Origin of the sequence: Rhizobium leguminosarum bv. viciae USDA 2370 (genome assembly GCF_002008365.1) — a bacterium.
In the GTDB taxonomy this organism is placed as follows: domain Bacteria; phylum Pseudomonadota; class Alphaproteobacteria; order Rhizobiales; family Rhizobiaceae; genus Rhizobium; species Rhizobium leguminosarum.
This window is the reverse complement of sequence record NZ_MRDL01000001.1, coordinates 33,923-49,212: the sequence shown is the minus strand read 5'-3', so window position 1 is coordinate 49,212 and position 15,290 is coordinate 33,923. Positions and strand designations below refer to the sequence as shown.

Below are 15,290 nucleotides of genomic sequence, written 5' to 3'. Positions count from 1 at the left end.
CCTGTTGGGCGACACGCATTAGGCCATCGCCTTCAAGGCGCGCTTGACCATTCGGGATGTCTGCCTGACGTCTTCGACATAGCGGGCGACAGCCTGTTCCACCGTGCGCGCCTCCGCATGCGTCGAGCGAACGAATTTCAGGCGGGCGCCGATGCGGGCTTGGCCGAGCCGCCAGAGATCGCATTCGATCACGCCGGCGATCTTCGGATATCCGCCGGCGGTGTTGGCATCGCTCATCTGCACGATAGGTTCGCCGCCGGGCGGAACCTGGATTACGCCGGGCACGACACCGTGGGAGCGCATTTCGATGGACGCCGTCGGCGTGATCGGCTCGCCGGACAGGCGGTAGCCCGTCCGGTCGCTTCGGGAGGAAATCCTCCAGGTCTGGCTCCAGAAGGCTTCGCCATCTCCGGCGAAAAGATCATGCTCGCCGGCCGGCAGGGCGCGGATCGGCAAAACGCCGTCGACAGTGGCCGGGAAGACATCGCGCAGCGCCACGGCCGGTTCGACGACGGCGAGACCAGAGGCCGGCAACATGACCATCTCTGCGTCCTCGCCGACCGCGATCCGATCGCCCTTCGCCAGGGGCCGGCCGGCATTGCCACCAAAGCCACCGCGGAGCGATGTGCTTTGCGAGCCCATGACAACTGGGATATCCAGCCCGCCTCCGAGCGCAACATAGGAGCGTGCAAGCCGCGGGGGCTGTTTCAGTCCGAGAACCTGTCCGGGCTCCGCGAGATAGGCGCACCAGGGAAGCAGTTCCGATCCATCCAGATCGGGATTGCCGTCGGCACCGGTAGCGGCAAAGACGACGCGCCGCTCGAAACGCAGGCTGAACGGGAACGTCTGCACCTCTATCGCGGCGGCATCTTCGTCATTACCGACGAGAATGTTGCCGATCCGGACCGCAAGCGGATCCATCGCGCCGCTCGCCGATACGCCGATGTCGCGATAGCCGGGGCGGCCAAGATCCTGCACTGTATTGAACGGGCCGCTTTCCAAGATCTCGATCATAGCTCAATCCCTGCCGGCAGGAACCGCACCGTATCTCCCGGCGCCATCATCGCGGGGGTCGGTGACGTGGGGTCGAACATCTCAAGCGTCGCGAAGCCAATGGAGTTCCAGCCATTCGGACCTGTGAGCATGGCGACGCCGGTCTGCATGCCGCCGATGGTCACGCAGCCCTTCGGCATTTTCAGCGAGGGCACGGTCTTTCGCGGCATGTAGATGCGCGGATCGAGACCATGCAGATAACCGAAACCGGGAGCGCTGCCCAAGGCGAACACACGGTAGGTCGCTTCATGATGGATGCGGACGACCTCGCGGTCGCTCAAGCCTGAGAGATCGCAAAGGGCTGGAAGATCCGTCGCATGTTCGCCGCCATATTGGACGGGGATCTCGATGGTCTTGCCCTTGAGATCGATGCTACGGGCATTCTCCCATGCCTCCAGCAGCCGGGCGACCACCGCATCGGGATCTTCGGGGGTCTCCTTGAAGATCACCAGCAGATTGGTCATGCCCGGGATGTTTTCCGCAAGGTCCGTCCAACCTTTCACAGTCTGGGACAGAGCCCAGATCCGCCGCTGCGCGATAAGGTCGAAGTCGCCTGGCGCCTCGAGCAGGAAGGATCTGGCGCCGATCGAGGAAACCCGCGCCAGGTTTTTGGTGACCGGAACGATCTCGCGTTGCGATGCATGTCTGTTCGTCGTGACGATCATGACTGGAGCTCGATTTCGAACAGAGGATCACCGAAGCCGACCGGTGCGCCGGGTTCTGCGAGCAGCCTAGTCAAAACACCGGAACGGCTGGCGCGAAGGGGAAGCAGGGTGTGCCCTACCCCGACAAAGCCGACGATATCCGCTTCGGATACGGAGCGCGGCAGATCTTGCGGCGCGGCGGAGGCGGGATGCTCGACATGGAAGCGGCCGGCCATCGGCGCCTTCACAACGACCGATGCGGAGCCGGGAGCCAAACCAGGAGCATGGGGCGTCGCTTCGGGCGGGCTGATCCGGGCACCGTCTTTTCCAGCGACGACGATGCGAAGCTGTCCGTCCGGCCGGGAGATTTCAAGACCGTCCACGCCGGCGGCCATCAGCGCCTCGGTGAGCAATGCGATGGTCGCCGGATCGCTGAAATCGATCGCGCTCATGCCGCCCTCCGCAGCTTCAGCCATTGTTCGAGATAGTGAATGTCCGTCTCGCCGCGCGCGAATGCGCCGTCCTCGAACAGGGCGCGCAGGAAGGGGATATTGGTGGAAATCCCTTCGACCTCAGTGCCGGCAAGCGCTTCGCGCATTCTTGTCATTGCTTCCGCCCGCGTCGGCGCATGCACGATCAGCTTGGCGATCAGCGAATCGTAATAGGGCGAGACCTTGTAGCCGGCATGAATATGCGTATCGACGCGAATGCCCGGCCCGACGGGCAAAGCCAGATGGGTGACGACACCCGCCGATGGCAGGAAGGTTTCCGGATCCTCGGCGTTGATACGGCATTCGAAGGAATGGCCTTCGCATGTTACATCGCCTTGGTTGAGATTCAGAACGTGACCCTGAGCTGCCCTTATCTGCGCCTGGACGATATCGACGCCGCTCGTCATTTCGGTGACGGGATGCTCGACCTGAAGTCGCGTGTTCATCTCGATGAAATAGAAAGCGCCGTCCTCATAAAGGAATTCGAAGGTTCCGACGCCCCGGTAGCCGATCTGGAGGCAGGCCTGCACGCAAGCCAGGCCGACCGATTGGATGATGTCGGGCGCGATTCCCGGCGCCGGCGCCTCCTCCACCACTTTCTGATGGCGGCGCTGCATCGAGCAATCCCGGTGTCCCAGCCACACGGCATTGCCGTGATCGTCGCAAACAACCTGGATCTCGATGTGACGCGGATGCTGGAGGAATTTCTCCATGTAGAGCGAGGGTGAGCCGAAGGCCTTGCGGGCCTCTTCTCGTGTCAGAGCGATTGCTTCATGCAACACATCAGCCTTTGGCACGACGCGCATGCCGCGTCCGCCGCCGCCGCCGGCCGCCTTGATGATGACAGGATATCCGATTTCCAGCGCTATGCGCTCGATCGTGGCGGGATCGTCGGGCAGCGCGGTGTCCGGACCGGGAACGCAGGGCACGCCGGCCGTCATCATCGCTCGCTTTGCCGAGATCTTGTCGCCCATGGTCGCAATCGAGGAGGTGGTCGGACCGATGAAGATCAGCCCCGCCTTTTCAACAGCGTCGGCGAAGGCAGCGTTCTCCGACAGAAAACCGTAACCGGGATGAATGGCGCCCGCACCGGCAAGACGCGCCGCCAGAAGGATGGCATCCTGATTGAGGTAGCTCTTGGCGGCGGTCGACGGGCCGATGCACAGAAAACTGTCTGCGGTCTTGCCGTAAGGCGCTTGCCTGTCGGCCTCGGAGCAAATGGCGATCGTCTTCAGGCCGAGCTCGCGGCAGGCGCGCTGGATCCGGACTGCGATCTCGCCACGATTGGCGATCAGAACGGTATCGAAGCGGCCGGCCGCGGATTGTTCAGGCGTTTCCGGCATCAGGCAATCTCCGCCAGCAGATCGCCGGTCTCGACCTCGCCGTCGTCGATTTTGGTGAGGTGCGTAATGCGCCCTGACCGCGGCGCGGCGATTGTGTTGAAGACCTTCATTGCCTCGATGATGAAAAGGGTCTGCCCCTCCTCCACCTGGTCACCGATTGCGACGAATGGCGGCTCCCCTGGCGCCGGGGTCCGGTGCAGAACGCCGAAGACGGGCGCCTTCACCGCATAGGAGGTTTTCTCGACGCTCGAAGACGCATGGGAGACGGCATCATGGCCAAAGTTCGTCGTCGATCCTGCCTTTTGCGTGGGCTGGGCAGCAGCCTCCTGACCCTGCGACGTACGGAAAATCCGAACCGTCACGTCCTTTTCCGTCACGGTCAGCTCGCTAATATTCGATCGTCCGACAAAGTCGATCAGCGTCTTGATCTTCGAGAGGTCCATGTGCGTGCTCTGAATTTCAGAATTCCACCGCGCAGATCTGAAGTTTCAGATCGCCCGGCGTTGTGATTTTCGTAGCACGACGCGTCGATTGATGGGGTCAGACGAAGTTTTGATGGAGTGCATCCGCGTTCTATCGCGTGCCTATCCGTTGCAGGTCGCCAGACGACCGCAAGCGCTGGACGGCGCTCAAGGCCGGTGGACCTCAACCAGTAATCGACAAAGCGATCTCGAAGTCAGGCAAGCTTGAATGTTTTTAACGCAGCTTCAAACTTACCATTCACATCATCCAGTTTTATGGCAACAAAAAATTCTGTTTCCGGCTTGAATGGGCCAGCATCAAGCTCCGGCTTAACAATTAATGATAGTATCCTGTCTGTACTCGAGGCAGAAGAATCCCTAAAAATCTTAATTTTATAGACCGTTTCATCAATGACACCATTTGGGTTCGAAACATCATCACTGCCGTTTGGTTGAGTAGATATATATATATATAATTTATTGCTTAGGCCGGAGCCCATAATTTTGAAAGGCGTTCGAACTAGTAGTGGAGCAACTACAGTCTCAGGCTCCAGGCGCTCGATTGTAACTTTTGGGGTTGCGGTAGACATGTTGTCCTCCCTAGTCCGTCCTATATTCAGATCAATCGTTGTCGCCAGATCTGCGCGGAATGAACCCGCCTGATCTTGACATCACGCCACCAGAGCGGGACAGGGCACCGCCCGATCTGGACATTGCGCCGCTCGTCATCCCTCGGGGATCAGCAGAAACCTCGACCGACAGCAGAATTTGCTCAAAGGTTCCGGTTTCGGCATCGAGCCTCATTGAGACATCGCTCTTGTCGTAAATCCAGACCCTCATGTCCTTAGCAAGAGCTCCGATTTGGGAACCAAGACCGGTTCGCGCACTCGAACCAGGGGACCGAGACAATCTGTCGTACTCGATATCACCTGCCACGTTCCTTGGGGGTGGATCGTCGGGGTCGGCCCCGGGGCCGTGGACAACGAAGATCACTGGTCGACCAAGTTCAACGAATGTTCCTTCGAATGAGAAAGCAAAAATTCGCGCCATAACCGCGTCGTCTGAACCAAGCTGGTCCCTCAGGAAATTGTTTCTTCCTGCTATTGGTACGCTTAGACCCTGATAAATGGGGCCGCCTCTAAGGATCAGATCGCTAAGCGGGCGCCCGAATAGATGTATCGCCGATATGCCGAGCAAGGTTTCATTGTCTGCCACGTCTGCCTCCATCTACCTGATTATTGACCGATGCTTAATCTCGACAGCAGAACTTTTTCGCGATAACTCATCCTCGGAAGCTCTAGATAATCTATCGGCAGCAATGTCCGCGCAGAAAGGACATGGCTGCGATGCTCGCCGCCTTTGAGGTGCGCGCCGGCGTGCAACTCGCCGATCGCCCGTCGCGTGAAGTTCCTGCTGATAATCCTTGCGAATTGGCCGTTGCTTTCGTCCCGATCGATCGCCAGCACCGTCCTCGCGACATCGCCGTAGTCCAGAAAATCGGGAGCGAGAGCCCACAAGGTTTCCGCCAGATACATCCCGACGATATCGCGTGCGTCGAGCAGTGCTTCGACAAAACCATCTGAGTTCCGCGCGAAAGCGCGGTCGAAAGCGTGCTGCACGGGTGCCTCGGCAGCCGGATCAAATTCGGCAATATCGGAGAGATCTTCGACAGCCCGTGAGATAAGGCCTCGCGCCACCAGGCTCTCGTGAAAGATATCGACGAGTATATCGAATATCGCGCCGGTGAGCGGTTGCGAGAGTTCATGCTCGTCCTTCCACCCATGTGCGAAGTCGGCCATCGTCCGTTTGTTGTTTGCCGACCGTATCTGGCGATGCGGCGAAAATTCCGAGAAGCGCGCCAGGCGATTTGCCCGGTAAAGGTTACCGCGCGTCTCCGCGAGAACATTGTCGATCACGGACGGAAAATGCATGGCCGCGATCAGCGACACGCAGTCGGAGAAGGCCTCTTGGAAGCCAAGATATTCGGGGTACTCGGTTCCCGGGCGCGGCACACCCAGTACGCTGAAGATGATCGCGTGCCCCACCTCATGAGCGATGACGTCGAAATCCAGGCTGAAGGGAAGGACGCGCCCGTCGTTTTCGAACTGGCTCCCAATTTCGAGGAAACCATAGCCGTATTGAGCGTTGTCCCATCGCGGCAGGATCGAGATTTCCAGACGGTCATAATGATCGCGAAAATGCCAGGTGAGCGGCTGGCCGAGATAGCGCTCCCACACATCCAGTGTGAATCGCACGCAACCAAAAACATGCGCGGCTTCGAAGCCAGCCATTGAAGGTCGAAGATAGTCGAAATTGCCGCACCCATCGGGGTTGGCCGGCTGAAGGATTTTCCCGGTCCAGGGCGGCAGATACATGTACGGCGTTCCGAGCGGTCCGCGGTTCACACCGTAAGGACCGGTCTTGCCGACCGGCTCTACAACGAACATGAGATCGTCGGCCGGACCAGCTGTCAGGCTACCCAGCGGAGACGACACTTCGACAATCTCGGGACTGGACCGAGCATCTTCAAATGGAGGCTGTACAAAAAGTCTGAACCGGGTGCTCATCCGCTTCCCCTCAAAAGACTTTTATGATGCCAGTTTAAGTTGACCTTCGGCGCTCGCGAGAATTTTAGCAAGTAATGAAATAGTACTAGCGCCAGCCTGCCAAATGTACGAGGCGTTATTCAGACAGTTCAACCAATCTCGAATAGCGCGGGTGACTGCGAATGGAATCGAGGTCGGAATCGTTCTTGAACCACAGCCGCATCTCGGCGCCGACCTGAGGCATCCAGGCTTCCAGTACCTCGATCGCTCGGTCAATCTCGCCAAGCAGCGCATAAGTGCAGGCGGCGTTGTACTGAATGTTTATGTCGTTGGGATCAGTCGCCAGTGAGCGGGCCAGCCACTCCAGTGCCCGATCGCGGACACCGAGAAAGGCGAGCACGGTTGCTCCAAGACAGGCAACATTGGCATTCTCCGGATGTAGCCGCAATTCTTCCTCCGCCTTTTTCAACGCGATCCAAGCATAACTATTGGCCTTGTCTGTTTGCCCGAGTGAACGAAAGACGTGCACAAGCATGGTCGGCGCACCATAATCGGCAGGCTTGATTTCCATTGCACGCTGAAAGTAGGTGGCCGCCAGCTCGAACTGACCGTCGGTGACGCAAAATTCGGCATAATACCGGTTCGCCTCGTGGCAATCGGCGTCGAGCGATAAAGCCTGCTCGAATGCGGAAACGGCTTCAGCGCGATTGCCGGCGACGGCCAACGCAAACCCTTTGGCCGCGTGTGCCTCTGCCAGATTAGGATCAATAGCGAGCGCCATTGCGGTGTTGGCAAGAATGTCCTTCACCGGGATCTGTACGCCGAACTGGGACCGCAGACGCGCATCGCAAACCGCGACGCCCGCATAGGCGCGGGCATAGTCCGGATCCAATTCGATAGCTCTCGCGAAACTCTGTCTGGCCATGAGATGGTTTGAGCGCGAGGCAATGTGATAGTACTCGCGCCCCCTGAGGAAGTGCGTATAAGCTTCAACGCTCTCTGTCGGCGCCTGCTCGATTGCCTTCTTTTCCTCCGGGAGTAGCTTGACCTTTAGTTGCTCGACGATCGCCTTTGTGATCTCGTCCTGCACTTCGAAGATGTCGGTGAGGTCGCGGTCGTAACGCGCCGCCCACACATGGCCATCGCTGGCTGCGTCGATCAATTCAGCATTGATCCTCACATGGTTGCCGGCCTTGCGGACGCTGCCCTCTACGATATAGGCAACGCCGAGTTCCCTGGCGATGCGCTGCAGGTTCTCGCTGCGGCCTTTCCATGTGAAGACGGTGTTGCGGCTCAGTACAAACAGGCCTGAAACGTTCGAGAGGTCAGTGATGATATCCTCAGTGATGCCGTCGCTGAAAAACTCCTGGGCGGGATCGTCGCTGATGTTGGCAAATGGCAGGATTGCAACCGATGGCTTGTTGACGGGTGCGCGCGTGTGCCCGCTTGCGGCAAGCGGCACCTCCTCACCGGAGGCGACATTGCCCCAATCGGCAAAATAGACATGGACCGGGCGGGAAATGTTTTTGACGGTCTTGGCGCCCTGGTCCGCGAAATCGAGGCCGAGCTTGTTTCCGACTTCGTGGCGCACAGCCGCCGAACAGGCAATGCCGCCAGGATCTGCAAGGGCTTGTAGCCGGACCGCCACATTAATGCCGTCCCCATGAAAGTCATCCGCATCGAAGACGATGTCACCCAGATTCAAGCCTATTCGAAACGCAAAGTGCCTGTCCGCTGGAATCCCCATGTTGCGCTCCAGCATGCCGCGCTGGATTTCGACTGCGCATCGTGCAGCACTGAGCACGCTGCCGAACTCGACCAGGAAACCGTCGCCCATCACCTTGATTATACGCCCGCCGTGGGTCGCGACAGCGGGATCGAAGAGCTCGCGGCGATGCTGACGAAGGGCGTTAAGCGTCTCCTCTTCGTTGGCTTCCAGGAGACGGCTGTAGCCTACCACATCGGCGGCCAGGATAGCCGCCAATCGGCGCTCGACAAGCTCTGCACACATGCCCGTCTCCCCAACGTGCTGGTGGCAATATTACTCAATTCTAGAAGTTAGCCGATCATGTTGCCGGATGATTGTATTACTGACAACTAAAATATCCCTCTGTCGCCAAACCAACAGTTTACGCTAAACACTGTAGGGCTGTAATGGCGTCGACCGACAAGAGATCGAAGTACCGAGGATCAAGCGGCGGGTTTTGATTGATGTCGAGGGTAATCCCCTCGCCGCGGCCGGCTCCGTCAGTTCTTCGGAGCAGCGATGCTCTCCCGCAAGATCAGGCTGCTGCGGATGACGGTACGAACCGTCGCCGTATTCTGCCTCTGGCCAATGGCGTCGAAGAGGAGATCCACCGCGGCGCGCCCCATCTCTTCCACCGGCTGCTTGATCGTCGAGAGTGGCGGAGAGCAAAATTCGCAGACGGGGGAGCCGTCGAAAGAGACGACGGACACATCACCGGGAATACTTAGGCCCGTCCGTTGGATACGGCTGACAAATGAAATGGCCATGTCATCGCTGGTCGCGATGACGGCTGTCGGTTTCTCGGTCAACTCGGCGAAATCATCCGCCGCCTGGACACCAATGTCGAAGCCGTGCTGATAATCGAGATGACCACCCGAGCGATGCACCAAGTCCTCGGACAATCCTGCCGCCTCGAGCGCCTCGAGGACGCCGCCGTAACGCTCGACATCGTGATAGTTGCCTTCAGGCCCCGCAAGATAGAAGAACCGTCGATGACCCAGTCGGATCAGTTCGGCCGTGACGTCGCGCACGGCCTCGCGGTCGTTCGTAACGACGCTCTGCAGGCCGGCATCGCTCATGTCGAGCAGCATCGACACGATCGGCAGGCCGGAATTGGCCAGCGAGCGTCCGTCAACCTCCGGAAGCTTCGACGACAGGATGATGGCCCCGCGCACGCTGCCGCCGAAGGCGAGGTCGAGAATGTGCCGTTCGGAAATCTCGTCGCGGTCGAGGTTGGCGATCATCAGGTTGTAGCCGCCCTGGATCAGCGATTTATTGATACTCTGCAGCACCTGCGGAATGACCTGGGAAGCGCCATAGTAGAGCGATCCCGGCAGAATGATCATGATGATATTGGATTTGCCGACCCTGAGACCGCGCGCCATCGCGTTCGGGGTGTAGCCCAGTTGCCTGGCTGCGGCATTGATCTTGGCGCGCGTCTTTTCGTTGACCCGTCCGGGATTGGCGAGCGCCCGGCTCACTGTCGATATCGCAACGCCGGCGAGCCGCGCGACATCGGCCATCAACGCGCCTGATTGATCCTCCCCGACTACATCCTTGTTTTTGTTCACGGTTCTTTCTTTCTCCGGGATGCTTTTGTTTGCAACTCTAAGACAAGTGGCAGCTTATAGCAAACGTTTGCCAAAAACCGCTTGCGTAAAAAAACAGCTTGGCTATTATCTAATCATGGCAAACGATTGCCATACGCTAATGCATTGAAAATTCTACGACTTATGAATGCGGAACGGGCCTTCCGCAAACGGATAGGTCATGCCTTGAAAAGGGAGTGATTATGGCTGCTGACGACAGGCTGCGCTTCGGCGTCGATCTCGTGACATTCTTCCATCCCGGCTTTTGGGACGTCGATAGCCATGACGCGATCGTCGACTATGCACGCGCCGCGCCGCGCGCCTTCTGGGACAAGATCCTCGACGGCGTCCAGGCCTCCGGCGTTACCGGCGTCGAGCTGACCTTCTCTCCCTTCAACTGGCAGGACGCGATCAAGACCTATGGATCCGTCGATGCCTTCGCGGCCGAGCTGGCAAGACGCGGTCTGACGCTGTGCAGCGGCTTCTTCGCGGAACTTGAGGCGGCCGGCGACTTCGCCGAGCCCGAGGCCCAGCGCGCGCTGATCGACAAGGCGGAACGATATGCCGACTTCCTGAAAGCCTGCGGCAGCGACATCATGGTGATCGGCGCGCCCTTACGCCAGACGCTCGGCGCCCAGCCGGTGCAGTTCCATGATTTCGATCGCGCCAAGGTGATCGCCGATTTTCTGAACCGGCTCGGCGCGACCCTCTATGCCAGGGGCGTACGGCTGGCGCTGCACACCGAGGCGCACTCGATCTTTGCCGCCGCGCGCGACGTCGATCTGATGATGCTTCTCACCGACCCAGCCTATGTGCACATGTGCCCGGATACCGCCCACATCATCGTGGCCGGCTCCGATCCCGTCCAGCTCGTCGATCGCCATCACGAGCGCATGATCATCGCCCACTGGAAGGATGCGCGCGGCCCGCTGCCCGCCGACACCCCGATCGACAAGCACATCCATGAACGCCACCAGCCCTATTTCTGCAGCTTCGGCCTCGGACGGGTCGACTGGCCGGCCTGGATCCGGCTGCTGCGCGACCGGGCCTATGAAGGCTGGGCGATCCTCGAACTCGATGCCGCGCCGGATCCCGTCCGCGACATCGCCAACGGGCTCACCCTCGTCCGGCAGGCGCTCCTGCCGATCTATCGCTGACAGTCATCCCTAAAACAACAAACGCCCCGCAAAGAGGGCATTTTCAAGAGGTGGAACAATGAAGACCATGATGAAGCTTTTTCTTGCCGGCGTGGCATTCGCCGGCCTGTCTGCCTCGGCCCATGCCGAGGACAAGCCGACGATCGAGATCATGTCGTCCTGGACGTCGGGCGGCGAAGCAGCCGCGCTCAACGTCATCAAGACCGAGTTCGAAAAGCGCGGCGGCGTCTGGAAGGATTCCTCGATCGCCGGCTTCGGTGCGGCCGATGCCGCCTTCCAGAACCGTATCGTCGCGGGTGACGCGCCCGGGGCCAAGCAGGGCGTCATCGGCCTCGCTGCCGCTGATTTCATCAACCAGGGCCTGTTCAATCCGATCGACGACGTGGCCTCCTCCGGCAAATGGGCGGACGCCCTGCCGAAATCGATCCACGATCTCATCTCCTATGACGGCAAGGTCTATCTTGCGCCGACCGGCGCCCATGGTGAAAGCTGGCTCTTCTATTCGAAGGAAGCCTTCGAGAAGGCCGGCATTGCGCAGGAGCCCAAGACCTGGGACGAGCTCTTTGCCGATCTCGACAAGCTGAAGGCTGCCGGCCTGGTTCCGGTCGCCTGGGGTGGCCAGCCCTGGCAGCAAACCAAGGTCTTCAACATGATCCTGCTCTCGCAGGTCGGGATCGACGGCTTCCTGAAGATCTATGTCGATAAGGACAAGAGCCCGGCATCCGTCGAAGGCGTGAAGAAGTCCCTTGAAATCCTCGGTAAGCTGCGCGGCTATGTCGATGCCGGTGCAGCCGGGCGCAACTGGAACGACGCGACAGCCATGCTGATCACCGCCAAGGCCGGCGTGCAGTTCATGGGCGACTGGGCCAAGGGCGAATTCACCGTTGCCGGCAAGGAGCCGGGCAAGGATTATGGCTGCATGATCGTGCCGGAGTCGAAGGGCATGGTCTACATCGCCGACTCCCTCTGGTTCCCCAAGACCGGCAAGGCCGAGACTGACAAGGCGCAGAAACTTCTCGCCGAAGTCGTCATGGATCCGGCCGTTCAGGTCGAATTTGCCCTGAAGAAGGGCTCGGTGCCGATGCGCGCCGACGTCGATAAGTCGAAGCTGGACGCCTGCGCGCAGAAGGGTGTCGAGCTGATGAGCGCCGGTGCAATCGTGCCGGACCAGGCGATCGTGCTGACGCCCCAGCAGGTCGGCGCGCTCGACGACTTCGTCGACGAATACTGGAGCGGCGGCTCGAACGATGCAGGCGCCGCAGCCGAAAACTTCTTCGCCGTCTTCGAGTAGGATAGTACCCGTGGCGTCGGCCTGATCCGACGCCACGGCTGCCGGCTGCCGCCTCACGCGGCGGCCCGAGCCCTGCTTTCCACTCCGTCAACGAGCTGGCCGATGTCCATCAAACGCAAGCCCAATCTTTCCGCGACCATCGCCCTGCTGCCGACATGGTTCGTCGCGGTCGTGGTCTTCATCGGCACCATGGCTTGGTCGATCCGCCTGTCCTTCACCAATTCGACGCTTTTTCCGTCCTCGACCTATGTCGGCTTGGCGCAGTATTCGAAGCTCTTCTCTTCCGCCAAGTGGCTAGCCTCGCTGCAAAACGTGTTGATCTTCGGCGTCCTATACGTCGCAGGCTGTTTGCTGCTCGGCTTCTTTCTCGCTGCGGCGCTGGATCGTAAGATCCGCTTCGAAAGCGCCTTCAGGACCATATTCCTCTATCCCTACGCCATGTCCTTCGTGGTGACCGGGCTGATCTGGCAATGGATGCTCAATCCGACGCTCGGCATCCAGGCGAGCGTGCGTTCGCTCGGCTGGGAAAGCTTCGTCCTCGACTGGGTGGTCAATCGCGACATGGCGATTTATGCGCTGGTTCTTGCCGGCGTATGGCAGGGCGCGGGGCTCGTCATGGTCATTGCGCTCGCCGGCATGCGCGGCATCGAGGCCGAGCAATGGAAGGCGGCGCGGATCGACGGCATTCCCGTCTGGCGGATCTATGTCTCGATCATCCTGCCGCAGCTCGGGCCGGCGCTGGCCGCGGCCGGCATGCTGCTCGCCATGGGCGTGATCAAGACCTATGACATCGTCGTCGCCATGACCAATGGCGGCCCCGGCAATGCGACGGAGGTGCCGGCGAAATTTATCATGGACAATCTGTTCGGGCGCCAGAATCTCGGCCTCGCCACAGCAGGCGCGACAGTGCTTGTCCTCGGCGTGATCATCGCAGTCGCCCCGTTCCGCTACATCATGCACGTGCGTGACAAAGCAAAGGGGGCTGCGTGATGGCGCGTCCTCATCCAAACGGCCCGAAGCCGGCACAGATCACCGCCGGGCGCATCGGCCTCTATGCCTTCCTTGTCATCGCGGCACTTTTCTTCCTTTTGCCGCTCTACACCATGGTCGTCACCTCGCTGAAGTCCATGGACGAAATCCGGCTCGGGCAGATCTTTGCCCTGCCGGCCACGCCCGATTTCTCTGCCTGGGCTACCGCCTGGTCGGGCGCCTGCATGGGAACCGTCTGCGTCGGCATTCGCAGCGGCTTCTGGAATTCGGTGGCGATCACCCTTCCCTCGGTCGCGCTCTCGGTCTTCATCGGCGCCGTCAATGGCTATGCGCTGTCGCTTTGGCGGCCGCGCGGGGCAAACCTGCTCTTCGGCCTGCTGATGGCCGGTGGCCTCATCCCCTACCAGATCTTCCTCTATCCGATGGTCCGGGCGATGGCGAATATCGATCTCTACAATTCGCTGGCCGGCATCATCCTCGTGCATGTCATATTCGGGCTGCCGCTGGTGACGCTGCTCTTCCGCAACTATTTCGTCAGCGTGCCGGAGGAGCTCTGCAAGGCGGCGCGCGTCGACGGCGCGGGCTTCTGGCGCATCTTCTTCGAGATCATGCTGCCGATTGCCGTGCCGATGGTCGTGGTGGTCTCCATGCTGCAATTCACCGGCATCTGGAACGACTTCCTGCTCGGTCTCGTCTTTGCCGGGCGCGACAACCTGCCGATGACCGTGCAGCTCAACAATATCGTCAACACCACGATGGGCGAGCGAACTTACAACGTGAACATGGCGGCGACGATCCTCACCGCCATCGTTCCGCTCGCCATCTATTTCCTGTCCGGCCGCTGGTTCGTGCGCGGCATCGCGGCCGGCGCAGTCAAGGGGTAACGCTTCCATGCAATCTGCCGTCTCCGTCAAGGACCTGAAGATCGCCTATGGTGACCATACGGTCATCGAGAAGATGTCGATCGACATCGCGCCGCGAGAGTTCCTGGTGCTGCTCGGCCCTTCCGGCTGCGGCAAGTCCACGCTTCTGAACGCCATTGCCGGCCTCCAGGACATTACATCAGGCGAGGTCTGGATCTCGGGCAAGAATGTCAGCTGGGAGGAGCCGAAGGACCGCGGCATCGGCATGGTCTTCCAATCCTACGCGCTCTATCCCCGCATGTCGGTCCGCAAGAACCTCTCCTTTGGACTTCGCGTCGCCCGTCTGTCGAAGGCCGAGATCGAGGCCCGTGTCGCTCGCACCGCCGCCCTTCTCCAGCTCGACAAGCTGCTCGACCGGCGCCCTGCCGAGCTATCGGGCGGCCAGCGCCAGCGCGTCGCCATCGGCCGGGCGCTGGTGCGCGAAGTCGATGTCTTCCTGTTCGACGAACCGCTGTCGAACCTCGATGCCAAACTGCGCAACGAATTGCGCGTCGAGATCAAGAAGCTGCACCAGCGCCTCGGCAATACGATGATCTACGTGACCCACGACCAAGTCGAGGCCCTGACGCTTGCCGACCGCATCGCCATCATGCGCGACGGTGTGATCCAGCAGCTCGCCTCGCCGGCCGAGATCTACCGCCGCCCGGCCAATCTCTTCGTTGCCGGTTTCATTGGCGCTCCGGCCATGAATTTCATCGAGGGCCGGATCGAGCGCGGCGACGGGGCGCCCATCTTTCTGGGCAACGGGCTGACCATCGATCTCTCCGGCTATTCCTTTGGTGCGGCCGCGGCGGAAGGACCTGCTACACTCGGCTTTCGCCCGGAACACCTTGTGCTCGATGGGGCGGCGAGCGGCCTGCCCATCATTCCGGGCCGCGTTGCTGTCGTCGAGCCGATGGGTTCGGACGCCGTTGTCTGGTTCGACTGGGCGGACCAAAGCCTCTCGCTCCGGCTGATGGGCGACGTGACCCTTGAGCCCGGTGACACCATGGCTCCCGGGCTCGATATCGCCAAGGCGTCCCTCTTCGGCGCTGACGGATCGCGGCTGTGACGCA

15 protein-coding genes are annotated in these 15,290 nt (G+C 60.3%); 5 read left to right on the top strand and 10 right to left on the bottom strand.

Annotated features, from left to right (window positions below; translation table 11 throughout):
• Positions 1–18: 18 nt before the first annotated feature.
• The 10 genes from BS629_RS00245 to BS629_RS00205 form a co-directional block, all read right to left on the bottom strand.
• Entirely contained in the window at positions 19–1,014 is a 996-nt protein-coding gene (locus BS629_RS00245; protein WP_018246887.1) for a 5-oxoprolinase subunit C family protein, read from the bottom strand.
• Entirely contained in the window at positions 1,011–1,718 is a 708-nt protein-coding gene (gene pxpB, locus BS629_RS00240; RefSeq protein ID WP_018246888.1) for a 5-oxoprolinase subunit PxpB, read from the bottom strand. Before pxpB ends, BS629_RS00245 begins: the two co-directional genes overlap by 4 nt.
• A complete protein-coding gene (locus BS629_RS00235; protein ID WP_018246889.1) occupies positions 1,715–2,149 on the bottom strand; it encodes an acetyl-CoA carboxylase biotin carboxyl carrier protein in 435 nt (144 codons plus the stop codon). Before BS629_RS00235 ends, pxpB begins: the two co-directional genes overlap by 4 nt.
• Complete coding sequence (gene accC / locus BS629_RS00230; protein WP_018246890.1) at positions 2,146–3,531, bottom strand: acetyl-CoA carboxylase biotin carboxylase subunit; 1,386 nt, start codon at positions 3,529–3,531, stop codon at positions 2,146–2,148. Before accC ends, BS629_RS00235 begins: the two co-directional genes overlap by 4 nt.
• The gene (locus tag BS629_RS00225) at positions 3,531–3,974 is read right to left on the bottom strand and encodes an acetyl-CoA carboxylase biotin carboxyl carrier protein (protein ID WP_018246891.1); all 444 of its coding nucleotides are present in this window, start codon (positions 3,972–3,974) and stop codon (positions 3,531–3,533) included. The genes accC and BS629_RS00225 overlap by 1 nt, the downstream gene beginning before the upstream one ends.
• 233 nt (positions 3,975–4,207) lie before the next feature.
• Entirely contained in the window at positions 4,208–4,582 is a 375-nt protein-coding gene (locus BS629_RS37945; RefSeq protein ID WP_131586931.1) for a hypothetical protein, read from the bottom strand.
• 31 nt (positions 4,583–4,613) lie between these two features.
• Positions 4,614–5,219 carry a hypothetical protein gene (locus BS629_RS00220; protein WP_018246892.1) on the bottom strand — a complete coding sequence of 202 codons (606 nt, stop codon included), beginning with the start codon at positions 5,217–5,219 and terminating at the stop codon, positions 4,614–4,616.
• An 8-nt stretch (positions 5,220–5,227) separates the two neighbouring features.
• On the bottom strand, positions 5,228–6,559 hold the full coding sequence (locus BS629_RS00215; protein WP_018246893.1) for a gluzincin family metallopeptidase: 1,332 nt from the start codon (positions 6,557–6,559) through the stop codon (positions 5,228–5,230).
• A 115-nt stretch (positions 6,560–6,674) separates the two neighbouring features.
• Entirely contained in the window at positions 6,675–8,549 is a 1,875-nt protein-coding gene (locus BS629_RS00210; RefSeq protein WP_018246894.1) for an adenylate/guanylate cyclase domain-containing protein, read from the bottom strand.
• Between the two features lie 236 nt (positions 8,550–8,785).
• On the bottom strand, positions 8,786–9,856 hold the full coding sequence (locus BS629_RS00205; protein ID WP_026188808.1) for a LacI family DNA-binding transcriptional regulator: 1,071 nt from the start codon (positions 9,854–9,856) through the stop codon (positions 8,786–8,788).
• 221 nt (positions 9,857–10,077) lie between these two features.
• Between BS629_RS00205 and BS629_RS00200 the strand changes: the two genes are divergently transcribed.
• The 5 genes from BS629_RS00200 to BS629_RS00180 all read left to right on the top strand — a co-directional run bounded on the left by BS629_RS00200 (position 10,078) and on the right by BS629_RS00180 (position 15,286).
• Positions 10,078–11,031, top strand: a complete 954-nt coding sequence (locus tag BS629_RS00200) for a sugar phosphate isomerase/epimerase family protein (protein ID WP_077987915.1) — start codon at positions 10,078–10,080, stop codon at positions 11,029–11,031.
• Positions 11,032–11,089: 58 nt separating this feature from the next.
• Positions 11,090–12,322 carry an ABC transporter substrate-binding protein gene (locus BS629_RS00195; protein ID WP_018246897.1) on the top strand — a complete coding sequence of 411 codons (1,233 nt, stop codon included), beginning with the start codon at positions 11,090–11,092 and terminating at the stop codon, positions 12,320–12,322.
• Between the two features lie 102 nt (positions 12,323–12,424).
• On the top strand, positions 12,425–13,312 hold the full coding sequence (locus BS629_RS00190) for a carbohydrate ABC transporter permease (protein WP_018246898.1): 888 nt from the start codon (positions 12,425–12,427) through the stop codon (positions 13,310–13,312).
• Positions 13,312–14,196: a carbohydrate ABC transporter permease gene (locus tag BS629_RS00185; protein WP_018246899.1), complete on the top strand. Its 885-nt coding sequence runs from the start codon at positions 13,312–13,314 to the stop codon at positions 14,194–14,196. Before BS629_RS00190 ends, BS629_RS00185 begins: the two co-directional genes overlap by 1 nt.
• A 7-nt stretch (positions 14,197–14,203) precedes the next feature.
• Complete coding sequence (locus BS629_RS00180) at positions 14,204–15,286, top strand: ABC transporter ATP-binding protein (protein WP_018246900.1); 1,083 nt, start codon at positions 14,204–14,206, stop codon at positions 15,284–15,286.
• Positions 15,287–15,290: the final 4 nt, after the last annotated feature.